The following is a 23,911-nucleotide window of genomic DNA, read 5'->3' on the forward strand; positions in this document are numbered from 1 at the left end:
CGGCTGGAATAAGCGTAAAAAAAAGCCCTTTGAAAAAAATCAAAGGGCTTTAATCTATTCAGATTAAAAAGAATCAGGATTAGTTATTACCTTCCATTTTCTTTTTCAATGCTGCAAGAGCATCATTAGCATCACCTAGAGTTGGTTTGCTCTCTGCAGCAGAAGCAGCAGCTTTTTTAGCAGCTTGCTTAACTATTTGAGCTTCCTCTTCTTTGTGTACTGCAGTATGAGAAGCTACCACTCTCTTAAAGTCCTTATTGAACTCAATGATTTGGAATTCTGCTTCTTCACCTTTAGTTAAGTTCTTACCATCTTCTTTCTCAAGGTGACGGTTAGGAACAAATGCTACGATATCTTCGTTAAAATCTATAGTTGCACCTTTATCTACGATATCAGAAATAGTTGCTGTATGTGTAGTACCTACTGCAAATTCATCTTCGTATTTATCCCAAGGGTTCTCTTCTATTTGTTTGTGACCTAAACTAAGTTTACGACCTTCAACATCTAGTTCAAGAACAACTACCTCAAGTTTATCACCTATGTTAGTGAATTCACTTGGGTGTTTGATTTTCTTAGTCCAAGAAAGATCTGAGATATAGATAAGACCATCAATACCTTCTTCTAGTTCTACGAATACACCAAAGTTTGTAAAGTTACGCACGATACCTGTGTGACGAGAACCTACTGGGTATTTAGAAGTAATATCTGTCCAGGGGTCTGGAGTTAATTGCTTAATACCTAGAGACATTTTACGATCTTCACGATCTAATGTAAGGATTACAGCTTCTACTTCATCTCCTACATTTACAAAGTCCTGAGCGCTACGTAAGTGAGTAGACCAAGACATTTCGCTTACGTGAATAAGACCTTCAACACCTTCTTCTACTTCTACAAAAGCACCGTAATCTGCGATTACAACAACTTTACCTTTAACTTTATCACCTATCTTAAGTTCTTCATTAAGAGCTTCCCATGGGTGCTTCTTAAGTTGTTTAAGACCAAGTTGAATACGTGTTTTATCCTCATCAAAGTCAAGGATAACAACGTTAAGTTTTTGATCAAGATCAACGATCTCATTAGGATGGTTAATACGAGACCAAGAAAGATCTGTAATGTGAACAAGACCATCTACGCCACCAAGGTCAACAAATACTCCGTAAGAAGTGATGTTTTTAACGGTACCTTCAAGTACCTGACCTTTTTCAAGCTGCCCAATGATTTCTTTTTTCTGCTCTTCGATATCTGCTTCGATAAGCGCTTTGTGAGACACAACAACGTTTTTGAATTCCTGGTTGATTTTCACAACTTTAAATTCCATTGTTTTGTTTACATAAGCATCGTAATCACGAATAGGCTTAACATCGATCTGAGAACCTGGTAAGAAAGCTTCTATACCAAATACATCTACGATCATACCACCTTTAGTACGTGCTTTTACAAAACCAGTAACGATGCTACCATCTTCATGAGCTTTATTTACACGATCCCAAGCCTTGATCACACGAGCCTTACGGTGAGAAAGAACTAATTGACCAGTTGCGTCTTCACGCACATCAATAAGTACTTCTACCTTATCACCTTCTTTTAGATCAGGATTGTAACGAAATTCGTTAAGTGATATAACACCTTCAGACTTTGCATTGATATCTATAATAGCATCACGATCTGTAATATTAATAACAGTTCCTTCTACTACTTCATCATCAAGAGTATCTACGAAATTTTCGGCAACAAGTTTCTCAAATTCATCAAGCTTATCATCATCGATAGGGTCAATACCTTCCTCGTAATTGTGCCAGTTAAATTCTTTAAGAAATTTCTCAGGGTTAGCTTGTGCAGGGTTCTGCTCAGCTCTTTTTTCTGCAGCTGTAGTTTCTGTTGCAGTTTCTTGAACTTCAGGATTTTCAGTTTCCTGAACTTCGGTATTTTTAGTTTCTTCAGCCATTGCTGATTAAAAGTTTGTATTTTACGTTTCTGCGGAAGCATTACAACCAGAACCGTAAAAGCGGTTTAAAAATTTGATTTTCAATTCCTTTCGGCTTCCTACCGTTGTTAAAAGGAGTGCAAAATTACATATTCTTTTTCAATAATCAATTTATTTATAGCAAAATATGATCCAAAGCGCACAAGGTGAAGTATTTCAACTAGAAACAAGCAGACATAAATTACATGCTGCTAAATATATTGCCGCTAATGCGAAAGCGGTTGTGTGTATAATTCATGGATTTGGGGAGCATTTTGACCGATTTTCATACGTTGCAGACCGATTTTTAGAAAACAATATTTCATGCTACGGGATCGATCTTCCCGGTCACGGCAAATCTGAAGGTAAACGAGGCGACTTGCGATCGCTTAATGATTATTTACTGGCTGTTGACAGCATTTATGGTTTTGCCATAGAAGAAAATGCGCAATTACCGGTCTTTCTGTATGGTCACAGCATGGGAGGTGCAATAGTAGCTCGTTATTTGTTAGTAACAAAAGTTGCTCCTAAAGCGGCTATTATAACATCGCCATGGTTAGAACTTGTACATAATCCCGGAGCGCTACAGGTGATTTTAGGCAGAATGTCTTTAGTAATAGGATATAACGGCACGCAAAAAAGCAAACTTAACCCTGAAGATCTTTCACGAGACCTAAGCGTAGGCAAAGCCTATCTTGCAGACCCTTTAGTACATGATAGCATAACGCCACGTACTTTTTTTGCTTTGCAGGATAATGCTAACTTTCTATTGAATACTGAATATAGTTTTCCCTGCCCTATTCTTTTAGCGCACGGCACCGCTGATAATATTACAAAAGTGACCGCTTCACAAAAACTCGCAAAGCAACATCCTGAAAATATAACTTTAAAGATCTGGCAGGATCTACGTCATGAGACGCATAATGAGATCAATAAAAATGAAGTCACACAATTTTATATAAACTGGATTTTAGAAATCAGCTGAAAATTGGCATAAAACTGCCGATTTTGAATGCTTTTTGGGCGATTTTAATTATCGTCTGGTTTCTTAAATATAAAATGAACGACCAGAATAAGAATGCTATAAATTAAACCCATAGTTGCAACACCAGGCCATTTATATAATTCCCAGGCGTAAGCTCCAGAAGTTGTTCCCAGAGCGCCGCCTATAAAATAACCTACCATATAAATGGTATTTACACGGTTACGAGCTTCGGGATTGCGAGAGAAAATAATATTTTGATTTACAATGTGCAGCGATTGCACACCCATATCTACAAGAAGAACACCTATAATTATTCCGAAGAGGGAAGCAGATGAAAACTCAAAAATCGTCCATGCAGTTATCATTATAAGTCCGCATATTGTGATCAAATTGTTCTTGTTTATTCTGTCACTCAGTTTACCCATTAACGCTGCCGCGGAAGCTCCTGCAATACCCAGCAAACCAAACATACCGGTTACACCGCTACCGTAATGAAAAGAATCTTCCATAAGGAATACTAAAGTGGTCCAGAAACCGCTAAAACCAGCAAATGCCAGTCCGCCGCGTAAAGCTGCCAGCCTTACTGAACTTTCGGTCCTAAAATAAAAACCAATTGACTTCATTAATTTAGCATAAGAACCTTCAAAATCCGGATAGAGTTCGGGTAATTTCGCTTTAAGCAAAACACCAAGTATTACCATAAATCCTGCAGCGAGGTAATACATAAATCTCCAGCCAAAATATTCACCCACAAAACCACTTATAAATCTGCTGCCCAAAATGCCTATTAGCAAACCACTAGTTACAATACCAATTGCTCTGCCGCGTCGTTCATCACTTGCCATTTGCGCTGCCATGGGTACAAATAGTTGTGGCACCACAGAAGCAAAACCTACCAGAAAACTAGAAACAGTCATTAAGAAAAGAGAGGGCGCTATAGCTGTTGCCAGTAAAGCAACGGTTACGGCCACAATATCTATTAAAATGATCTTTTTACGTGGAAACATATCGCCCAGGGGAATAATAAACAGCAACCCAAATGCAAAACCTAACTGACTAAACAACGGGATGTTGCTCACCTCAGACTCTGATACTTCAAAAGTTTTTGCGATTAGGTTTAATAGCGGCTGATTATAATAATTATTGGCCACCACAAGACCGGCCGCCGTTGCCATGAGATACAGCAGCGAATTAGAGAGTTTTTTATCTGGCATAGAATTTTACAATAACTGTCGTGATAAATAAAAGACCTTACTAGATTCTTCTATAAATGCGATCTTTTGCTAGTTGAAGTATTGTATGAAAAATGTCGTGCGCATTTATATGTGTATTATCCATAAGAATGGCGTCTTTTGCCTGTACTAAAGGTGAATCTTCGCGAGTTGTATCTATTTCATCTCGCTGCTTAACATTATCTAACACCGCTTCATATGAAACATCTTCCCCGCGCTCTTTAAGTTCATTAAATCTGCGTTCTGCACGCTCTTCTGCAGTAGCGGTCATAAAAATTTTAAGTTCGGCATCGGGAAAAACAACAGTACCTATATCACGCCCGTCCATAACAACACCTTTACCACGACCCATTTCCTGCTGCTGCGCCACTAGCATTTCTCTTACTACAGAAACCGTCGCTATCTGGCTCACAAATTGAGAAACCTCGAGTGTGCGTATTTCATTTTCTACATTCTCATTATTAAGATAAACATCTGCCTGCCCGGTAGCGCTGTTATATTCAAAATGAATATTTACCATAAAGAGATTACGCACAAGAGCTTCTTCATCAAAAAAACCAGCCGAAATAAATACTTTGCGCATAGCATAAAGCGTCACAGCGCGATACATTGCTCCTGTGTCTACGTAAACGTACTGCAGCTCTTTAGCGAGCATTTTTGCAACCGTACTTTTACCTGTTGACGAGTAACCGTCTATAGCAATTGTAATTTTTTTCAATGAAAATTAATTTAAAATGAAATAAAAAAATCGGGTATTTTCTATCGTAAATCGATGTTTAGGCCAAAAAATCCGGAGCTTGCAGCGCTGTTATAACGCGCATAGCTGTAACTAAGGCGCAATTTATTAAACTTGACAGAAAATCCTGCACTTAAACCAGCAAAACTGCGCTGGTCTACTATGCGTAATTCTTCGCCTCTGCGAAAGTTATATCCCACACGTAAATTGAAACCACTCTCTGGAAATAATTCTGCACCAATTATTAGATGTCTAAATGTGTTGTCTATAAAATTGATCTTCTCTGGAGTAGAATTGCCATCAAGATCTGTATTGTTGCGAGCTGAATTCTGAAAAGCTATATTCCATAACTGGAGATTTTCAAAAGTAAGATGCCATCTTACCGGAACATGCGGAACAAGTTGAGAGATCCCTGCATCTATCTCAAGCGGAAGCTTTTCATAAACGTCATCATATTTAGTAAATTGAGTACCCACATTACGTATTACCGCAGCTACGTTGAGATCAAGATCTTCATTCACATATATAACCCCCAGATCTGCTGCTGCGCCCAGAGAGCTATATTCTTCAAGTTTTGACGAAATCAATTTTACATTTGCCCCTACATAAATATCTGTGTACGGAATATTCATTGCATAACCCACAGAAAAAGCCACCTCTCCCCCACTAAAATCGCCTGTTTCATTGCCTTTTTCGTCATAACCGGTAAAGCTTCCATAATTCACATAAGTTACTCCAGCATGAATTACCTGCGTATGCCGGTCCCACAAATAGGCATAACTCGCTGTACCATAATTAACATCTGCAAGATAATTTACATAGTTCAGCGAAAGCTGATTATCCATTTCGGCATTTATAGTTGCGGGATTAAAAAGCGCAGAAGTAGGATCATAACTATAATCTGTAACTACTTTACCTCCCAGTGCAGCTTGCTTAGGTGAAGAAACAAGGTTTAAGAATTGATAGGTACCACGACCACCTAATTGGGCTCTCGCCACGGTTGTGCAAAAAATAGCAAGTACGATCACAACCGCTTTGTTCATAGATTTTAAGAGACTTGGGACTTTAGAAAAACGATTACAAGTATAATTTATTTTTTAGGCATAAAAAAACCCCGAAGTTAATCAGGGCTTTATTTTAAAGCTCTTTTGCGTTCTTCACCTTCTGTTTAGTAAGCGCCAGCTCTAGAACTTCACTCATATCATTTACATAATGAAAGGTGAGCCCTTTGAGATAATCTTCTTTTATCTCTTTAATATCTCGCTCATTCTCTTTGCACATTAAAATCTCTTTTATCTGCGCTCGTTTTGCAGCAAGAATCTTTTCTTTGATTCCGCCTACAGGGAGAACCTTACCACGAAGTGTGATCTCACCCGTCATCGCTATGTTCTTCTTAACCTTGCGCTGCGTAAACAGACTAACAAGCGAGGTTAACATAGTTATACCGGCACTTGGCCCATCTTTAGGTGTAGCACCTTCAGGAACGTGAATATGAACATTGTACTTATCAAATATGGTAGGATCGAGACCCAACTGTTCTGCATTGGCTTTTATATATTCCATTGCGATAGTTGCGCTTTCTTTCATCACTTTACCCAGGTTACCGGTGATCGAGAGATTACCTTTTCCTTTAGATAAAATAGATTCTATAAATAGAATATCGCCGCCTACCTGCGTCCATGCCAAGCCCGTAACAACACCTGCAACTTCGTTATTTTCGTACTTATTACGTTCTAATTTAGGTGAACCCAGTACTTCTTTAACCTCTTCATTACCTACTTTAACTGCATATTCTTCTTCCATAGCAATATTTTTAGCTGCGTAACGCACCATTTTTGCTATTTGCTTTTCAAGACCACGCACTCCTGATTCACGCGTATAACCTTCAACTATTTTCTCCAGTTGCGGTTTACCAATTTTAAGCTGATCAGCTTTTACACCGTGTTCTTCTAATTGTTTAGGCAATAAGTGACGTTTAGCTATTTCAACCTTTTCTTCAATAGTGTAGCCAGATACATTTATCACTTCCATACGGTCACGTAATGCCGGCTGAATGCTGTTTAAATTATTTGCAGTGGCAATAAACATAACCTTAGAAAGGTCGAAGCCCATCTCTAAGAAATTATCATGAAACTCACTGTTCTGTTCAGGATCTAAAACTTCTAGCAAAGCTGAAGAAGGATCTCCCTGATTGCTGTTGCTTAGTTTATCGATCTCATCAAGTACAAATACCGGATTACTGGTACCCGCTTTTTTAAGATTTTGAATGATACGTCCCGGCATAGCACCAATGTAGGTTTTTCTATGTCCACGAATTTCTGCTTCATCTCGCAAACCACCTAGACTCATGCGCACATATTCTCTTCCTAAAGCTTCAGCGATAGACTTTCCTAATGAGGTTTTACCTACACCAGGAGGTCCATATAGGCAAAGAATAGGTGATTTCATATCATTACGCAATTTAAGAACTGCGAGATATTCTATGATTCGTTTTTTTACATCATCAAGACCATAATGATCTCTGTCTAAAATACGTTTAGCACGTTTTAAGTCAAACTTATCTTTACTGAATTCGCTCCATGGCAGATCAAGAAACAGATCAAGATAATTACGCTGAATACTGTATTCTGCAACCTGCGGATTCATGCGCTGCATTTTTGCAAGCTCTTTTTTAAAGTGCTTTTCTACAGTTGTGCTCCATTTTTTAGATTTCGCCTTTTCGCGCATCTCATCAATCTCATCTTCTTGTGAAACTCCACCCAATTCTTCCTGAATGGTTTTCATTTGCTGATGCAGAAAATACTCACGCTGCTGTTGACTCATGTCGTTATGCACACGTGTTTGTATATCATTCTTAAGCTCAAGTTTCTGCATCTCAGTATTCATGTGACGCAGTGTCTGCAAAGCTCTTTCTTGTAAATCGTTGATCTCAAGAAGCTTTTGCTTTTCCTCAACACTTAGGTTCATATTAGAACTTACAAAGTTGATAAGAAAAGAATTGCTCTCAATATTTTTGATGGCAAAGCCAGCCTCACTTGGGATGTTAGGAGACTCCTTTATGATCTTTAAAGCTTGCTCCTTAATAGATTCTATAATAGCCTTAAATTCTTCGCTATCACTTGCTGGTCTGGCTTCTGGTACCTCACGCACTGTTGCTACCAGAAAAGGCTTATCTGTTATCACCTCTGCAACAGAGAAACGTTTCTTACCCTGAATAATCACCGTCACATTACCATCAGGCATTCTAAGAACACGTAGAATACGAGCTACCACGCCAATGTTGTTAATATCTTCGGCACCGGGATCTTCTACATTCTCATCCTTCTGAGAAACGACACCTATTATTTTGCTCCCTTTATTTGCCTGGTTGATCAACTCAATAGACATATCTCTCCCCGCCGTTATAGGTATAACAACACCCGGAAAGAGAACAGTATTTCTTAGAGGTAATATAGGTAAGGTCTCTGGCAATTCTTCTTTGTTTATTTCATCTTCATCTTCAGGAGTCATTAAAGGTATAAGCTCTGCATCTCCATCAAAGTCCTGCAATGACAAACTGTCAATATCTGTAAATTTTGCTCTAGCCATATTATTTTTAGGTCACTATGTCACCATCACTATAGGTAATGGAACATGTGCTTTTTTTTATTTATATATAAAACCGCTTAAAAAGTTAACTTTCAGTGTTAAGCGGCCGTTTTCGCACTACATTAATTCAATTCCTATGCCACCTTTAGACGTGTATTGGATAATAAAAATGAACTTCCCTAAAAAAAATTGTTTCAAACTGTAACAAAACAGATACAACCCTATCTTTATAATGAAGCTTTATAATAATTGACACTAACCCACGATCATATTGACGAGCTTTTGCTGCATTGTAAAGAAGGCAAGCAAAGAGCACAACTAGAAGTATACAATCGCTATTATAAAGCGATGTATAATACCGCTTTGCGTATAGTTAAAGATACAGCAGAGGCAGAAGATATTATGCAGGATTCTTTCTTAAGTGCTTTTACAAAGCTTGATGATTATAAAGGTGACGCAACTTTTGGCAGCTGGTTAAAACGCATTGTGGTAAACAACAGCATAAATAGTTACCAGAAAAAGAGCAGGTATGAAGAAGTACCGCTCGAGACGAAACTTTATAAAATAGAAAACGGTGAAGATGGATTGAGTGAATGTGATGCAAGCGATCTAAAAGTAGAACAGGTTCTAAAAAAAATGAATGAATTAAAAGAAAACTATCGCATCTCGCTTACGCTTCACTTGATAGAAGGTTATGATTATGAAGAGATGAGCCAGATACTTAATATTAGTTATGCTAACTGCAGAACTACGGTATCAAGAGCCAAGGAAAGTTTAAGAAAAAAATTAATGTGATGAAAAATGAGAATTTAGATAAATGGTTTGAAGACCAAAAAAATTGCTGGGATCTCGCAGAACCAGAAAATGGTCACAGACAGCGGTTCTTGCAGAAGCTTAGTGAAGATAAACCTGAGAAAAAGGGATTCACAGCTTCAGAGTGGTGGAAACCCCTACTTGTTGCAGCGACAGTTGCCTTGATAATTTTCATTTCGCTAGAGCGAAATAATGCACCGCGCAAACTTGAGCTAGCCGGTGTTTCTACAGAGATGCAGCAGACTCAGGATTTTTTCACACTTGCGATAGAAAAAGAATTATTTGAGATGGAAGAGCAACGTACTCCTGAAACTCAAAAATTGATAGAAGATGCTCTAGAACAAATTAATACACTAGAGAAAGATTATGAACAGCTTACAAAAGATTTAGCAAAAAGCGGCGAGGATAAACGCGTTATTCATGCCATGATTACCAATTTTCAAACAAGAATAGATTTACTCAACCACGTTATGGAAGAGATAGAATCAATTAAAAAACTTAATAAAACCAATTATGAGAATCAATTACTTTAGTTCTTTTTTCCTCTTTATTGCAACCACTGCTTTCGTTTTTGCCAGTAATGACCCTGGCGATCTTAAAGGCAGATATACAAAAGAGAAAAAGATAAAAAAAGAATACACTGTTAACGCAGATGCCATGCTTAAGATCAACAACAGTTATGGCAATGTTGATGTTACCTCATGGGGAGAGAACCGGGTTGTAATAGAGGTAACTGTACGTACAAATGGAAATAATGAGGAGAAAGTCGCAGAAAAACTTGACGACATTGATGTTGTTTTTGACGCAAGTTCCGGGCTTGTATCGGCTACTACTAAAATAGATAAAGAAAACCGCTCGTGGTGGAATAGCTGGAACAACAATAATAATGTAAACATGGAGATAAATTACCTTATTAAAGTTCCTGCCACAAACCGTATAGACCTTAATAACGACTATGGCGCCATATTTCTTAATAGAATAGAAGGTCAGGCAAAGATCTCTTGTGATTATGGGAAGTTAGAACTTGGTGAACTCCTCGCAGACAATAACTATCTAAGCTTTGATTATACAAACAATTCTACAATTGGTTATATGAAAAGCGGAAAGATAAACGCAGATTATTCCGGTTTTACCCTTGAAAAAGCCGATTATGTTGAGTTAAATGCCGATTATACAAAATCTACCATCAACAACGTAAAAAGCATTAATTACGTTTGTGATTATGGTAATCTCACAGTAGATAACACCTCTAAAGTAGTGGGTAGAGGCGACTATTTAAGTCTGCGCCTGGGTACCGTAAGCGGTGATATAAATCTCAATGCAGATTACGGTTCTATTAAAATAGATAATCTTACCTCTCAGGCAGGTGATGTTGTTATACAAACAGATTATGCAGGCATAAAAGTGGGCTACAGCAGCAATTATCATTTCACATTTACTATAGAGCTGGAGTACGCAGGTCTGGGCGGTGAAGATGATTTTGAGATCACAAAAAAGCGAATAGAATCTTCAGATAAATATTATGAAGGTTTTTATGGTGATGCTTCTTCTAAAAATAATATCAACATCAACTCAGAATATGGGGGCGTCAATTTTAATAAAGTAGATTAACTTAACTAACTATACAATGAAAAAACTATTTACACTTATCGCGATACTTACCCTTACTGCCTCTGCTAATGCACAGTGGTGGGGCTCTAAAAAAATAAAAGGAAATGGTAATGAACAAACCATAACACGCTCTGTAGGCAGTTATGATAAAGTGAATGTTGCCGGCTCTTTTGATGTATTTCTTATTGCAGGTGATGAAGGCGAAATAACGATTCAGGCGGAAGAAAATCTTATGGAATACATTATTACAGAAACTGAAGGCAATGCGCTTAAAATTAAGATCGAGAAAGGATATAATCTTGAACCCAGCAGAAGAATGGATATTGTGATCACTGTTCCTTTTGAAGATATTAGTGAGGTTAGCTTAGCAGGTTCTGGGGACGTATCTAATAAAGATCTTATTACTGCTAAATCTTTTGAATGTGCTCTTGCCGGCAGCGGTGATCTATTACTTGAGGTTGAGGCAGACAAGATTGAGGCCAGTGTGGCAGGATCAGGAGATCTCACCCTTCGCGGAAAAGCAGATAAGCTGGAAGCCAGAATAGCAGGAAGCGGAGATATTCACGGGGAAGGTATGAAAGCTAAAAATATTGATGCAAGTGTTGCTGGTTCTGGTGATATGGATCTGCGTTGTGACGGTGGTACTTTAACCGCAAGAGTAAGCGGTTCTGGTGACATTCAATATTCAGGGAAAGCTTCTAAAGAAGACTTTAAAGTTTCAGGCTCGGGAAGTATTTCTAACCATTAATTTGCGGGAAACAAAACATAGTACTTTCGCCTTTAGATCTAATTGATTTAAAGCAAAGTATTATAACTTAAAATATCGGTAAATAAGATCGAAAAAGCGGCTTTTAAGCGGCTTTTTCCGGTTTTACATTTCGCGTACGCGGAACAAAAAACAATAGGATCACCCCTGCTATAAAGAAAACAATAAAGAATAAAATAGCATTGCGTATGCTATTGGTCACCTGAGCAACATAACCATAACTAAACATCCCAATTACGATACCTATTTTTTCTGAAACATCGTAAAAACTGAAATATGAAGCGGTGTCTTTCTCACCTTCGGGAATGAGTTTTGAATATGTTGAACGCGAAAGTGACTGCACGCCTCCCATTACAAGACCTACGCAAGCGGCGGTCATATAAAATTGCATAGGTGTTGTAATTGTATATGCATAAATACAAATAGCGATCCAGTTGATATTGATAACAATAAGTGTCTGGATGTTACCAAAACGTGCCGAAGCTCGTGATGTTAATACAGCTCCCACGATCGCAATTAGTTGAATTAGTAAAATACTTATGATCAAACCCATCGTACTGTTAGTCGTGCCCCAGTCTAATTCTTCTATGCCAAAATAGGTGGCAACGAGCATAATGGTTTGCACCGCCATACTATAAACGAAAAAGGCGGTTAAATACCTTCTAAGCGCTTTGTTATGTTTCAATTTACCAAAAATCTTGCGCAATTCTTTAAATCCGTTAAAAATTACATTACGTGTAAACTTTTCACGCTTGTTTCCCTGCGGCAGATATTTATAGGTGTATTGACTAAAAACTATCCACCAAATACCTGTAAGGATGAATGACAATCTTGTGGGGAAACCTTCATTTTCAAACCCAAAAACCTCGTAATTCAGTATCAAAATCAGGCAAATAACCAGTAAAATCACACTACCTATATAACCTAAAGAATAACCTTTTGCGCTTATTTTATCCTGCTGCTCAGGAAAAGCGATATCTGGCAAATACGAATTGTAAAAAACCAAACTTGCCCAAAAACCAATCAAAGCGAGAAAGTAAAAAGTAAGGCTCATGCCTAAATGATCTATATCAAACCAAAACAAACCTATGCAGGAGCATGCACCTAAGTAGCAGAAGAATTTCATAAAAACCTTCTTATTGCCAATATAATCAGCAATACCACTTAAAAACGGACTCAATATGGAAACTGCAAGAAAAGCAAGAGCAGTGACATAACTTATTAGAGAATCGTTATTGAAACTGAAGCCCAGAAAATCAATTGTATCATCAATAATTTTCCCATCAGCATCTTTTGTGATCGTTATGGCTCCATAAAAAATAGGAAACACTGCAGAAACTATGACAAGGCTGTATACCGAATTTGCCCAATCGTAAAAAGCCCAGGCGTTTAATAATTTCTTATCTCCTTTTGGCAGTGCTTTCATAGCAGAAGTATTATTTCAAGCCTCTAAAATAGAAAAGCCGTTTATACAAACGGCTTTTTAATGATCTATTTTTTAAAATCTAGCTTTTGAAATTGGTAACTCCAAATTTCTGTGCTTCTGCTTTTGCTCTCGGCGCTATTTCGGTTAGTGCTTGTATACGCGAAGCTGATGACGGGTGTGTACTTAAGATTTCCATAGGTTCCTGCCCACCAGAATTTGCCTGCATACGTTTCCATAATTCTGGCGCTTCATAAGGGTCATAACCCGCTATGGCGGCAATTATAGTTCCTATCTCATCTGCCTGACTTTCGTGGCTTCTGCTAAATGGCAACATCAAACCTACATCTGTGGTTACTCCGTAATATTGATTAAATAACTGGCCAGCATTAGAATCGCCCAAGGCAACACCTCCTACTGCACCACCAATTTGTTGTAGCTGAGTGGCACTCATTCTTTGCGCACCATGATTTGCTAATGCATGCGCAAGTTCATGACCCATAACCATTGCAAGGCCGGCTTCATCTTGAGTAATAGGTAAAATACCGGTATAAACCACTATTTTCCCGCCTGGCATACAAAAAGCGTTAACAGCATCATCTTTCACAAGATTATATTCCCATTTATAATCTTTCAAATAACCGGGATATCCCAAAGCTGTCATATAACGCTCTGCAGCAGTGGCAATCTTAGAGCCCACATTTTTTACCATGTTTGCTTCGGCTGTATTTTTTACAACCTCATTTTCAGATAAGAACTCATTATATTGCTGAAAAGACATCGGAAACAATTCTTCATTGCTCACGAAATTGAGTGTCTTTTTTCCTGTAAATGGACTCGTTTGACACGAGCAAACCATTACTACCGTTAAAACCAGAATTAGTATTTTATTTGCCTTCATAGAACTTTAATTAATTAGGAGGTCAAGGTACAAATTCCCCTAAATGCAACATTTAACATTTACTAAACTTTAGGAAACGTTTTAAAAATTATCCTAAAATATCAATTTCAGTAAAGTTTTTAGGCACTTTTAAAATTTGATATTCCTTTTTAAAATCTAACGAATTTAGATTCTGTTTTACATTATCTATTTCAATTTCTTTGATCTTGAAAGGCAATCCTATTAGCTTTATTGCAATCGTATCATACGATGTGTCATAAGTACCTGTCTTATGTTGATGCAGAATCAATTCATTATCCTTACCTGTAAGTCTTAAGTTAAGCAAGCTAAATCTGCCTTTCTTGTAATCATAACCATCTCCTGAATCTTCATAAACGTGAGAAACTTCGGCTCCTTTTGCATAGTAAACTTCCAGCGTAAGCTCTTCTATAGTTTTCTCACCCACATATTGCTGAACAGGATAACGAGGAATAACAGCTCCTTCCTTCACATAAATAGGAAGCATATCTATATCTGCATCTACCCACATTTCTTTACCTCCTTCTATCGTCTTATGATCCCAGAAATTATACCATCTTCCCTTAGGAACGTACATTCTGCGACCTTTAGCATTAGGTTCTATGATAGGACATACTAATATTTTCTTTCCAAAAATAAATTCGTCTGTCCGATAATGTGTTTGTGGGTCATCCTGATCGTAGTATACAAGCGGTTTAAGCATAGGTATACCATCTGTTGAATAATCATAGAACATGGTGTACAAATACGGCAATAAGGTGTAACGTATCTCTATAAACTTGCGAGCTATATCTGTAACCTCATCATCAAAAGACCACGGTTCCTGATCACCGTGGTGACCAGAAGAGTGCACCCTGCAAAAAGGATGGAAAACGCCTAGTTGAATCCATCTGGCAAATAACTCACCTGTGGGTTGTTCTGCAAAACCACCAATGTCTGTACCCGTAAATGACATGCCAGAAACGCACATGCGCTGTACCTGAATATTTGCCAACCATAGATGCTCCCATGTAGCCACGTTATCGCCCGTCCAGGATGAGGTATAACGCTGCGCCCCACTATAAGCGGAACGTGTTATAACAAAAGGTCTTTTAGGATACACATATTTCTTCACTCCTTCATAGGTAGCGCGCGCCATTTGCGTTCCGTAAATATTATGTGCTTTACGATGGCTACAGTGATGACCATCATAATTGTGACGTACATCATCAGGAAAAGTCTTACCAGGAACCTCCATAACAGCTGGCTCGTTCATATCGTTCCATACGCCTTTTACGCCTATGTCACCAATCAATTCTTTAAAAAGACCAGCCCACCATTCTCGTACATCAGGATTTGTAAAATCAGGAAAACAGCATTGACCAGGCCATACTTTCCCCATCATATAAGGCCCATCTGCCCGTTTACAGAAATAATCATTTTCTAAAGCTTCCTGGTAAACAGGATAATCTTTGTCGATTTTAATACCCGGATCTATAATAACGATAGTTTTAAAACCATCATCTGCCAGCTCCTGCACCATCTTCTTAGGATCTGGAAAATTCTCTTTGCTCCAGGTAAAGCACCTAAAGCCTTCCATATAATCTATATCCAGGTAAATACCATCACATGGTATTCTAAGGTCTCTAAACTGTTTTGCTATACTTTTAACTTTAGCTTCAGGGTAATAACTCCATTTACATTGTTGAAAACCCAAAACCCAAAGCGGTGGCATTTCTGGTTTTCCTGTAAGATGCGTATAATTCTCAACAACCTCAGACATTTGTGGACCATAAATGAAATAGTAATTCATCTCGCCACCATCTGCCCAAAAGCTTGTAATATCTAACCTTTCCTGGCAAAAATCGAAATATGAGCGAAAGGTGTTATCAAAGAAAATACCGTATGCTTTTTTATGGTTTAAACCAATATAGAAAGGAACACTTTTATAAATGGGATCCTGCTCTTTACCAAACGCGTAAGAATCTGTTGCCCAGTTTTGCACACGTTTTCCTCTCAGGTTGAAATGCATAGGCTTATCACCCATACCATAAAAACCCTCGCCATGCTGAGCTTTTTTACTCATTTTTACCACATCACCGCCATATTCAAAGCTCTCTTCATAATGAAATCCGATTTCATCTTCGTTAATAAGATTTCCTTCTATATCGAATATTTTAGTCTGTAGGCTCGATTTTTCTAGCTTTATGACCAGTTTTGCGGTAGTTATCTCGTAATGTGTTTCGTCATCAGATATTTCGAGATGATTATACCCGGTATGATTTTCATGATCAATGGCATAAGAAAAGTCTTCTTCTAAAACGCCGCGAGTGCCATATCTAAATCGTACAACACTATCACGTAGAACAGTAAGCTGGAGTATCACGTCATTTTTTGTAGTGAAGTATAACGTATCTACTTCTTTTTGAAAATCTACTATAGTATCGGGAAATTGATTCCCTTTATTTACAAGTTCAGTATTTGTAATCATATGAGGGTATTCTTTTTAAGATATACAAATGAAAGGCATACATTTCAATATTTGAAATTATGCCAGTCTATTTCGCAATAACAATAAATTGTTACTTCTTTAGAGGTTTTTTAGAATGAACAGTTATTGATAATGGCGGCAGATCTAATATTAAAGATTGAGAGCGGCCATTCCATCCTTCTTCATCAACAGTTAATTGATGCGCTACATAATCACCACTGCCCTGATATTTTCTATCATTGCTATTAAATATCTGGTAAATAGCAGATTTAGCTTTAAAATTATCTGGCACTCCTATTCTATAATTTTCTCTTGGTACGGGAGTGAAATTGCAAATTATAACCAGCGTATCGTTAGGATCTTCACCTTTTCTTAAAAATGATAAAACCGAATTAGCACTGTCATTCCACTCAATCCATTCAAAACCTTCATTACTGAATTGTTTTTCGTAAAGAGCTGGTTGTGACTTATATAATTTATTGAGGTCTGTAACTGTTTGTTTAATGCCTTTGTGGAAATCATACTCCAATAAATGCCAATCAATACTTTGTTGAAAATTCCATTCTTCATATTGACCAATTTCCCCTCCCTGAAAGAGCAGCTTTGTACCGGGATGAACAAACATATATCCATATAACAAACGCAGATTGGCAAACCTTTGCCATTCATCACCTGGCATTCTGCTTAATATTGATTTTTTACCATATACTACCTCATCATGTGACAGCGGCAGCATAAAATTCTCAGTAAATGCATAGGTCATACTGAAGGTTATATCATTTTGATGATGCTGTCTGTAAACAGGTTCTTTAGCAAAATACTGCAAAGTGTCGTGCATCCAGCCCATCATCCACTTCATACCAAACCCTAAACCACCTAAATAAACAGGTTTAGAAACCATAGGGAAACTGGTAGATTCTTCCGCAATAGTTTGTACATCAGGGAAGTTTTTATAAACTTCCATATTGAACTCTTTCAAGAAGGAAACAGCTTCAAGATTTTCTCTTCCGCCATAGATATTAGGCTCCCATTCTCCATCTTCACGTGAATAATCCAGATACAACATTGAAGCAACCGCATCTACTCGCAAAGCATCTACATGATATTTATCTAACCAAAATAAAGCATTACTTATTAAAAAAGCACGTACCTCATTTCGCCCATAATTAAAGATCAAAGATTTCCAGTCTGGGTGATACCCTCTTTTTCTATCGGGATGCTCATATAAATGCGAGCCGTCAAAAAAGCCAAGCCCGTGTGCATCTTCCGGAAAATGAGATGGCACCCAATCTAAAATAACTCCTATTCCTGCCTTATGAAATTTATCTATAAGCAGCATAAATTCTTCTGGATAACCAAAGCGGGAAGTTGGTGCAAAATACCCCGTGAGTTGATAACCCCAGCTGGGATCATAAGGATATTCCATAATAGGCATGAACTCTACATGGGTAAAGCCTACTTCTTTTACATAATTAACCAGTTCATCTGATAATTCTGTATAACTTAAGCTGCGGTTTTCTTCTGCCTTTTTCTTCCATGAACTGGCATGTACTTCATAAACTGAAAACGGTTTATCTATCGCATTGTGTTTAGCACGTTTATTCATCCAGTTTTTATCCTTCCATTTATAACTAAGGTCATAAACTACAGATGCTGTCTTAGGAGGATGCTCTGCCCGCAAAGCAAACGGATCTGCTTTTTCACTTTTAAAATCGTTGTTATGAGATTGAATCTTGTACTTATAAAGTGTTCCCGCTTCTATTCCCGGAATAAAACCTTCCCAAATACCGCTACCGTCCCAACGCACATTTAGTTTATGTTCTCCTTCAAGCCAGAAATTAAAATCTCCCACTACAGAAACTGCCTTAGCGCTGGGAGCCCATACAGCAAAGTATGTTCCCTTTACTCCTTCTACGACCACAGGGTGTGATCCTAGTTTTTCATATAACCGGAAATGCTTACCTGATTTAAATAAGTCAATATCAAAATCTGTTAATAAACTGTATGTTTGTACGTTACTCATTTACTTTTTCGTTAAGTATGTTTGAAATTCCCTTAAGGGGGATTATTGCCCATCTGGGTCTTGCGTTAAGCTCATAGCCTAACTCATAGACAGCTTTCTCAAGTAAGCAATATTGTAATAAAAATTCTATTTCTTTAATATATCCTATGTTTAGATTTGCCTGTTGCACCTGAGATACATAGGTTTTTAAAAATACACCTATCAAGTGACTGTAAAGCACTTCTGCTGCATGAAACAAATCTTCTATATCATAATTAAATGACTCCTGATTATTGAAGATCGTGGCATAAATAGCATAATGAAAAGACCTAAACATACCGGCAATATCCTTGATAGGCGGTTGTTTTACTTTTCTGTCTCGAATTGTACTTTCTGGCTCACCTTCAAAATCAATAATGTAAAAATCACGATTGCTCACAAGCACCTGGCCTAAATGATAATCACCATGAATACGTAACCGCTCACTTTTCAATTTATCTTCATCAAAATCAAGCAGACGTTGTCTAATTATCTTTTTGTTACCAATAAACTCCTGAGCCAACTCAAGGCGCATATCTTCTAACTTATGTAGATTATTTTCAACAAGATTTACCCGATTCTCAAACATGTAAATTAGTCTGTTCTTAAGCCACACTGTGTAGTCATTGCCAAAAGGTTGTGGAGTAAAAGCAGTATTTACACGCTCCTCACCTAGCGCAATATGCATTTGCGCAGAGCGCACCGCAAGCTGGGCAGTATCTTCAAAAATCTCTTTAGGGCACCAGGAAAGAATAGATTCAGGTATATCTGATATTTCTAGTTGTTGAAATGGTCTCGCAACCTTAAGCGCTTTAATATCAATTTGTTGCTCTGAAAGTGTTGTAAAAGCAGCTTTTAAATTATTAGTAAAATATTCCCACGCATCGCCATCATTAGGCACTAATTCCTGCATCAGCCCGAGCGTAATGACATTCTTATCACTAAATCTTAGTGTAATACTACCACAGTATTTTGGTGTATTTTTAAAAGAGCCCTTCATCGTGAGATATTTATTGATCTCATAATCTGGATTCTCGTCTACATAAACCCTTCTGAATATCTTTAAAATATAACGTTCATTGTAAACTATAGAGGTATTACTTTGATCTGCTCCTAAAAACCGACTGCTTTTATATTCAGTCGCGTCCCACTGTCTGCCACGGCGGTATGCTACATCCTGATATTTGTATTTTTCACCTTCTAGTATCTTGTCAAAGATCTGTATTCTAAAATGCTCAAGATATAATGCATCAACAAGGTAGCCTTGCTCACCGTTAAGATCCAGATAAGTGATGACATTTTCTTTTGCATAATCCTTATCTGTAACAAAAGCAATGGGCAAAAAGTAATTCTGTACAAACGCTTCTTTAAAATTAACTTCCAATACAATCCCATAAAATCGTTCAGATCCTTTTTCTATAGGAAAGTAATCTATGATCTCTATATATTTTAATGCACTAGCCTTACCGCCATACCAACGCTGATTTAAGATGTAGGATTCCAGAACATCCTCACAAAACTCCTTCTTAAAACGTTCCTGTTCTAAGAGTTCATGCCAGCTGCAATCGTATTTAAAAATTAAGTTTTTATGTATGGTTTCTTCCGCTCCCATGGCTAATATTTTTAATCTATATGCTGGCGGGATATCCCGTCTGGTTTATAATTGTTGGTTCTACTTAAATATTTGAAAAATGTGGAATGGTATCGCAGGATGCAACTCTACAAAATTCCACTCTGCGTGCCAGGTATAGGTACTTTCGGTCACCAGATCCTTTACTGCAACCGCATGTCCTTCATTTATTCCCAGTTCATCTAGTGGCAACTGTACATAACCCTGTTGCACGTAATAAGGATCAAGGCTTATGATTATTAGTAATTGATTCGTTTTATCTTCATTCCATTTATAGAAGGCCATTATACCTTCATTCTGTATCTCGCAAAATTTTATATTATTAGTCTGCTGCAATGCAGGATGATGATGTCTTATAGAATTTATTTTTGAAATAAGCCTGCCCAATTTATTCTCATGTTCCCAATCCCAGTGATTAATCTGATACTTTTCAGAATGCATATATTCCTCTTTGCCGGGAACGGCATCTGAAACCATAAATTCATAAACAGGCCCATATAATCCAATATTCCCGCTTAAAGTTGCTGCCAGGGCATAGCGTATGAGATGTTGCGATTCATTAGCTCCCTGCATATGATATGCATTTATATCTGGGGTATTTGGCCAAAAATTAGGTCTAAAATATTCTTTCTGTTTGGTTTGTGTTAGTTCATTCATGTAGGTCGTAAGCTCCTGCTTACTTGTACGCCAGGTAAAATAAGTATACGATTGAGAATAACCCTGTTTAGCCAATTGTTGCATGATCTTAGGTCTTGAAAAAGCTTCGGCAAGGAATAACACATCAGGGTGTTTTTTCTTTATTTCGGCAATAAACCAATTCCAGAAATAAAAAGGCTTAGTATGCGGATTATCAACTCTGAAAATTTTCACACCAAAATCAATCCAGTGCAGGGCAACACTTAAAAGTTCTTCCCAAAGGCTTTTAAAATCGGGCGTATCCCAATTAAAATTGACTATATCCTGGTACTTTTTTGGCGGGTTCTCAGCATATTGCATTGTGCCGTCAGGTCGTTTTTTAAACCATTCCGGATGTTCTGTTAAATATGGATGATCTGGTGCACATTGAAAAGCTAAATCCATCGCAATTTCGATTCCACGCTCATTCGCATTTTTAATAAGATCTCTAAAGTCCTGCTCAGTACCTAATTCAGGGTGTATTGATTTATGACCTCCTAATTTTGAACCTATGGCCCAGGGCACACCACTATCGCCTTCCTGTGCATTTGTAGCATTATTTTTTCCCTTTCTATTTTTTTCTCCAATGGGGTGAATGGGCGGAAAATACAAGGTATCAAAACCCATGGCTGCCACTCGTGGCAACAGTCTCTCACAGTCTTTAAACGTCCCGTGTTTGCCCGGCTCCTGCGATGCAGATCTGGGGAAAAATTCATACCACGTACTAAAACCAGCTTTCTTTCTATCTACATACACTTCAAGTATGTCGCTTTCATTTGCTAAATGGCGAATGGGATAATGAAAAAACAGATCATGTAGTCTTTCTGTGGTAGCAATAGATATTGCTTCATCATAGTGACTCTCATCACTAAATACTGCCTTTGCACCTTGCAAAAATTCTACCTCATAATTCTGTACTTGCGGAATGAGAGCATCAAGATGTTTTAAACCATCAAGAAGTTCACTTTTTACATGCTGCCCGTCTTTTATCTTTACCTCTATACCGTGTTGCCAATTAAGAGCATCATCTATCCATCCTTTTATTTTGTAATCATAAAAACCTTGTTTTTCTACCTTAAAAGTGGCTGTATATTCATCATTATTGACAAAATCAAGACGAACGGTTTTCCACTCTTTTTCAGACTTAGGCTTATAGCAAACTTCAGCTTGCAAAACGTCATGACCATCACCTAAAACATCTGCAGTGACGGTGACTGACTCACCAATTACTCGTTTAATAAAAAAAGCCCCACCTTGTAGTTGCGGAGCTATATTTTCAATTATAATGCGTTGTTGTCTCAAGAGATAAATAAGTTGGTTAATGCTTTTTAAAAATAGGGATAATATCTAACATATCCACATTATTGTCCGTAATCCATTGATAGTTTATAATATTTTTTGGCTTTAAGTTAGACTTTTGTTAAAACAGTTAAGCTTCAGTTTAGTTGGCATTCTCTTTGACTAATTTTATACAAAAATACCTATGAAAGAACTCTTGGTTGCTTTTATTTGCATCACATTTATAGGTTGCAATGGCAACGCTCAGGAAAAGAAAAAACCTTTCCCTATACAAAAAACCGATTCTGAATGGAAAGCTGAACTCTCTGCGGCAGAATATAATATTTTAAGAGAAGAAGGCACAGAGCGCGCTTTCTCAAGTGATTTGTTACGTATTAAAGAGAAAGGCACCTATGTTTGTGCAGCCTGTGGAACTCCGGTTTTTGAAAGTCAATATAAATTTGACAGCGGTACTGGATGGCCTTCTTTTGACAGAGCCGTAGAGGGCAATGTAGAATATTCTACAGATCGCAAATTAGGTTACACACGCACAGAAGAACATTGCGCGCAATGTGGCGGTCATCTGGGTCACGTATTTAATGATGGCCCTAGAAATACTACTGGCAAAAGGCACTGTATAAATGGTGCAGCCCTAAATTTTATACCTTCTAAATAAAAATAACTAATGAAAAAATATCCTGTAGAAAAATCAGAAGCCGAGTGGAAAGAGCTTCTGGGTGAAGAGCAGTACCACGTACTAAGACAAAAAGGAACAGAACGCCCGCATACGGGTAAATACAACCTTCATTTTGCAGATGGCACATATCACTGCGCTGCTTGTGATGCAAAACTTTTTGAAAGCAATAGCAAGTTTGAAAGTAGTTGTGGCTGGCCTAGTTTTGATGAAGCGATAGATGGTGCGGTTGAGTATGTAAGAGATACAACTTTTGGCATGGTGCGTACAGAAATCTTATGCGCAAATTGCGGAAGTCATCTGGGTCATGTTTTTGATGACGGTCCTACACAAACAGGACAGCGCTATTGCATAAATTCCGCTAGCATTGACTTTGAGAATTAAGGCACTTGTTTTTTTTTTGGAACAGATGTTGATTACACTTATTAAATTTAACTAAATACAATTATGAAAAAAATTTTTATACTCTTTAGCGTATTAGCCGCAGGTCTAATTTCCTGTGAAGGTGATCAGGGACCACAAGGCCCTCCCGGTTATGATGGTGTAGATGCAGAGATGCCTGCAATATTTGAAGTCGAAAATGTAAATTACGATTATGAAGCAGATAACAACCTATGGTCTACACTTTTAACTTATAGCGATTTTACAGATTTTGAAGTGTTTGAGAATGATGTTGTTCTTGTTTATCGTTTAGATTCTACTGTTGAGCTTAATGATGGCAGCACTGCAGATGCATGGAGCTTGATGCCTCAAAATTTCTTTCTGGATAAAGGCACCATACAATATGTATACAATCATACGTTTTTAGATACAGAGTTATTTATAGATGGTGATCACGACCTTGCAGATCTTGACACGGGATTTACAGATAATCAGGTTATACGAGTTGCTATAATCCCTGCCTTAATGGCGAAAGATTTTAATGGTGATTATTCTAATTTCAGTGATGTGATGGGTGCGTTAAAACTATCTGAAGCAGAGGTTACAAAAGTTCAGATGTAGATTATATAAAATATTCTTGTAGAAGGCTTGCTCGCGGTCGCTTTAAGCGTCGTCTGCAAGCCTTTTCTTTTGTAATTAATTAGTA

The 23,911-nt window shown here is 37.6% G+C and carries 19 protein-coding genes; 8 read left to right on the top strand and 11 right to left on the bottom strand.

The features are described 5' to 3' along the window. Positions 1 to 79: 79 nt before the first annotated feature. Positions 80 to 1,945, bottom strand: coding sequence for a 30S ribosomal protein S1 (gene rpsA / locus ACH3O9_RS16650; protein ID WP_416442281.1), 1,866 nt, complete (start codon positions 1,943 to 1,945; stop codon positions 80 to 82). 166 nt (positions 1,946 to 2,111) lie between these two features. Between rpsA and ACH3O9_RS16655 the strand changes: the two genes are divergently transcribed. Beyond that, positions 2,112 to 2,948, top strand: coding sequence for a lysophospholipase (locus tag ACH3O9_RS16655; protein ID WP_416442282.1), 837 nt, complete (start codon positions 2,112 to 2,114; stop codon positions 2,946 to 2,948). A 44-nt stretch (positions 2,949 to 2,992) separates the two neighbouring features. Here ACH3O9_RS16655 and ACH3O9_RS16660 read toward each other — a convergent pair whose 3' ends face one another. The 4 genes from ACH3O9_RS16660 to lon form a co-directional block, all read right to left on the bottom strand. Next, entirely contained in the window at positions 2,993 to 4,162 is a 1,170-nt protein-coding gene (locus ACH3O9_RS16660; protein ID WP_416442283.1) for an MFS transporter, read from the bottom strand. 40 nt (positions 4,163 to 4,202) lie between these two features. Beyond that, a complete protein-coding gene (cmk, locus tag ACH3O9_RS16665) occupies positions 4,203 to 4,898 on the bottom strand; it encodes a (d)CMP kinase (protein WP_416442284.1) in 696 nt (231 codons plus the stop codon). Between the two features lie 41 nt (positions 4,899 to 4,939). Beyond that, positions 4,940 to 5,959, bottom strand: coding sequence for a type IX secretion system protein PorQ (porQ, locus tag ACH3O9_RS16670; RefSeq protein WP_416442285.1), 1,020 nt, complete (start codon positions 5,957 to 5,959; stop codon positions 4,940 to 4,942). A 94-nt stretch (positions 5,960 to 6,053) separates the two neighbouring features. Continuing rightward, entirely contained in the window at positions 6,054 to 8,504 is a 2,451-nt protein-coding gene (gene lon, locus ACH3O9_RS16675) for an endopeptidase La (protein WP_416442286.1), read from the bottom strand. A gap of 249 nt (positions 8,505 to 8,753) precedes the next feature. Between lon and ACH3O9_RS16680 the strand changes: the two genes are divergently transcribed. Genes ACH3O9_RS16680 through ACH3O9_RS16695 form a run of 4 tightly spaced genes read left to right on the top strand, consistent with a single transcriptional unit; the run spans position 8,754 to position 11,676 of the window. Further along, positions 8,754 to 9,299 (top strand): RNA polymerase sigma factor, encoded by a 546-nt coding sequence (locus tag ACH3O9_RS16680; RefSeq protein WP_416442287.1) that lies wholly within the window; start codon positions 8,754 to 8,756, stop codon positions 9,297 to 9,299. Next, positions 9,299 to 9,850, top strand: coding sequence for a DUF4179 domain-containing protein (locus tag ACH3O9_RS16685; RefSeq protein WP_416442288.1), 552 nt, complete (start codon positions 9,299 to 9,301; stop codon positions 9,848 to 9,850). Before ACH3O9_RS16680 ends, ACH3O9_RS16685 begins: the two co-directional genes overlap by 1 nt. Next, positions 9,831 to 10,928: a hypothetical protein gene (locus ACH3O9_RS16690; protein WP_416442289.1), complete on the top strand. Its 1,098-nt coding sequence runs from the start codon at positions 9,831 to 9,833 to the stop codon at positions 10,926 to 10,928. Before ACH3O9_RS16685 ends, ACH3O9_RS16690 begins: the two co-directional genes overlap by 20 nt. Positions 10,929 to 10,944: 16 nt before the next feature. Then, the gene (locus tag ACH3O9_RS16695) at positions 10,945 to 11,676 is read left to right on the top strand and encodes a head GIN domain-containing protein (RefSeq protein WP_416442290.1); all 732 of its coding nucleotides are present in this window, start codon (positions 10,945 to 10,947) and stop codon (positions 11,674 to 11,676) included. A gap of 103 nt (positions 11,677 to 11,779) precedes the next feature. Here ACH3O9_RS16695 and ACH3O9_RS16700 read toward each other — a convergent pair whose 3' ends face one another. The 6 genes from ACH3O9_RS16700 to ACH3O9_RS16725 form a co-directional block, all read right to left on the bottom strand. Then, positions 11,780 to 13,120, bottom strand: a complete 1,341-nt coding sequence (locus ACH3O9_RS16700; protein WP_416442291.1) for an MFS transporter — start codon at positions 13,118 to 13,120, stop codon at positions 11,780 to 11,782. A gap of 79 nt (positions 13,121 to 13,199) precedes the next feature. Beyond that, a complete protein-coding gene (locus ACH3O9_RS16705; RefSeq protein ID WP_416442292.1) occupies positions 13,200 to 14,018 on the bottom strand; it encodes a M48 family metallopeptidase in 819 nt (272 codons plus the stop codon). Between the two features lie 88 nt (positions 14,019 to 14,106). Further along, entirely contained in the window at positions 14,107 to 16,506 is a 2,400-nt protein-coding gene (locus ACH3O9_RS16710; protein WP_416442293.1) for a glycoside hydrolase family 31 protein, read from the bottom strand. 91 nt (positions 16,507 to 16,597) lie between these two features. Then, positions 16,598 to 18,529, bottom strand: a complete 1,932-nt coding sequence (glgB, locus tag ACH3O9_RS16715; protein WP_416442294.1) for a 1,4-alpha-glucan branching protein GlgB — start codon at positions 18,527 to 18,529, stop codon at positions 16,598 to 16,600. After that, entirely contained in the window at positions 18,522 to 20,159 is a 1,638-nt protein-coding gene (locus tag ACH3O9_RS16720; RefSeq protein ID WP_416442295.1) for a phosphotransferase, read from the bottom strand. Before ACH3O9_RS16720 ends, glgB begins: the two co-directional genes overlap by 8 nt. Positions 20,160 to 20,219: 60 nt before the next feature. Beyond that, positions 20,220 to 22,154, bottom strand: a complete 1,935-nt coding sequence (locus tag ACH3O9_RS16725) for an alpha-1,4-glucan--maltose-1-phosphate maltosyltransferase (protein WP_416442296.1) — start codon at positions 22,152 to 22,154, stop codon at positions 20,220 to 20,222. Positions 22,155 to 22,335: 181 nt separating this feature from the next. On the opposite strand from ACH3O9_RS16725, the gene msrB (ACH3O9_RS16730) reads away from it, so the two are divergent. The 3 genes from msrB (ACH3O9_RS16730) (at position 22,336) to ACH3O9_RS16740 (ending at position 23,826) form a co-directional block, all read left to right on the top strand. Continuing rightward, complete coding sequence (gene msrB / locus ACH3O9_RS16730; RefSeq protein ID WP_416442297.1) at positions 22,336 to 22,806, top strand: peptide-methionine (R)-S-oxide reductase MsrB; 471 nt, start codon at positions 22,336 to 22,338, stop codon at positions 22,804 to 22,806. Positions 22,807 to 22,815: 9 nt separating this feature from the next. Then, complete coding sequence (msrB, locus tag ACH3O9_RS16735; protein WP_416442298.1) at positions 22,816 to 23,208, top strand: peptide-methionine (R)-S-oxide reductase MsrB; 393 nt, start codon at positions 22,816 to 22,818, stop codon at positions 23,206 to 23,208. A gap of 63 nt (positions 23,209 to 23,271) precedes the next feature. Further along, positions 23,272 to 23,826 (top strand): collagen-like protein, encoded by a 555-nt coding sequence (locus tag ACH3O9_RS16740; RefSeq protein WP_416442299.1) that lies wholly within the window; start codon positions 23,272 to 23,274, stop codon positions 23,824 to 23,826. Positions 23,827 to 23,911 lie beyond the last annotated feature (85 nt).

Source organism: Leeuwenhoekiella sp. A16 (assembly GCF_047946675.1).
GTDB lineage: Bacteria > Bacteroidota > Bacteroidia > Flavobacteriales > Flavobacteriaceae > Leeuwenhoekiella.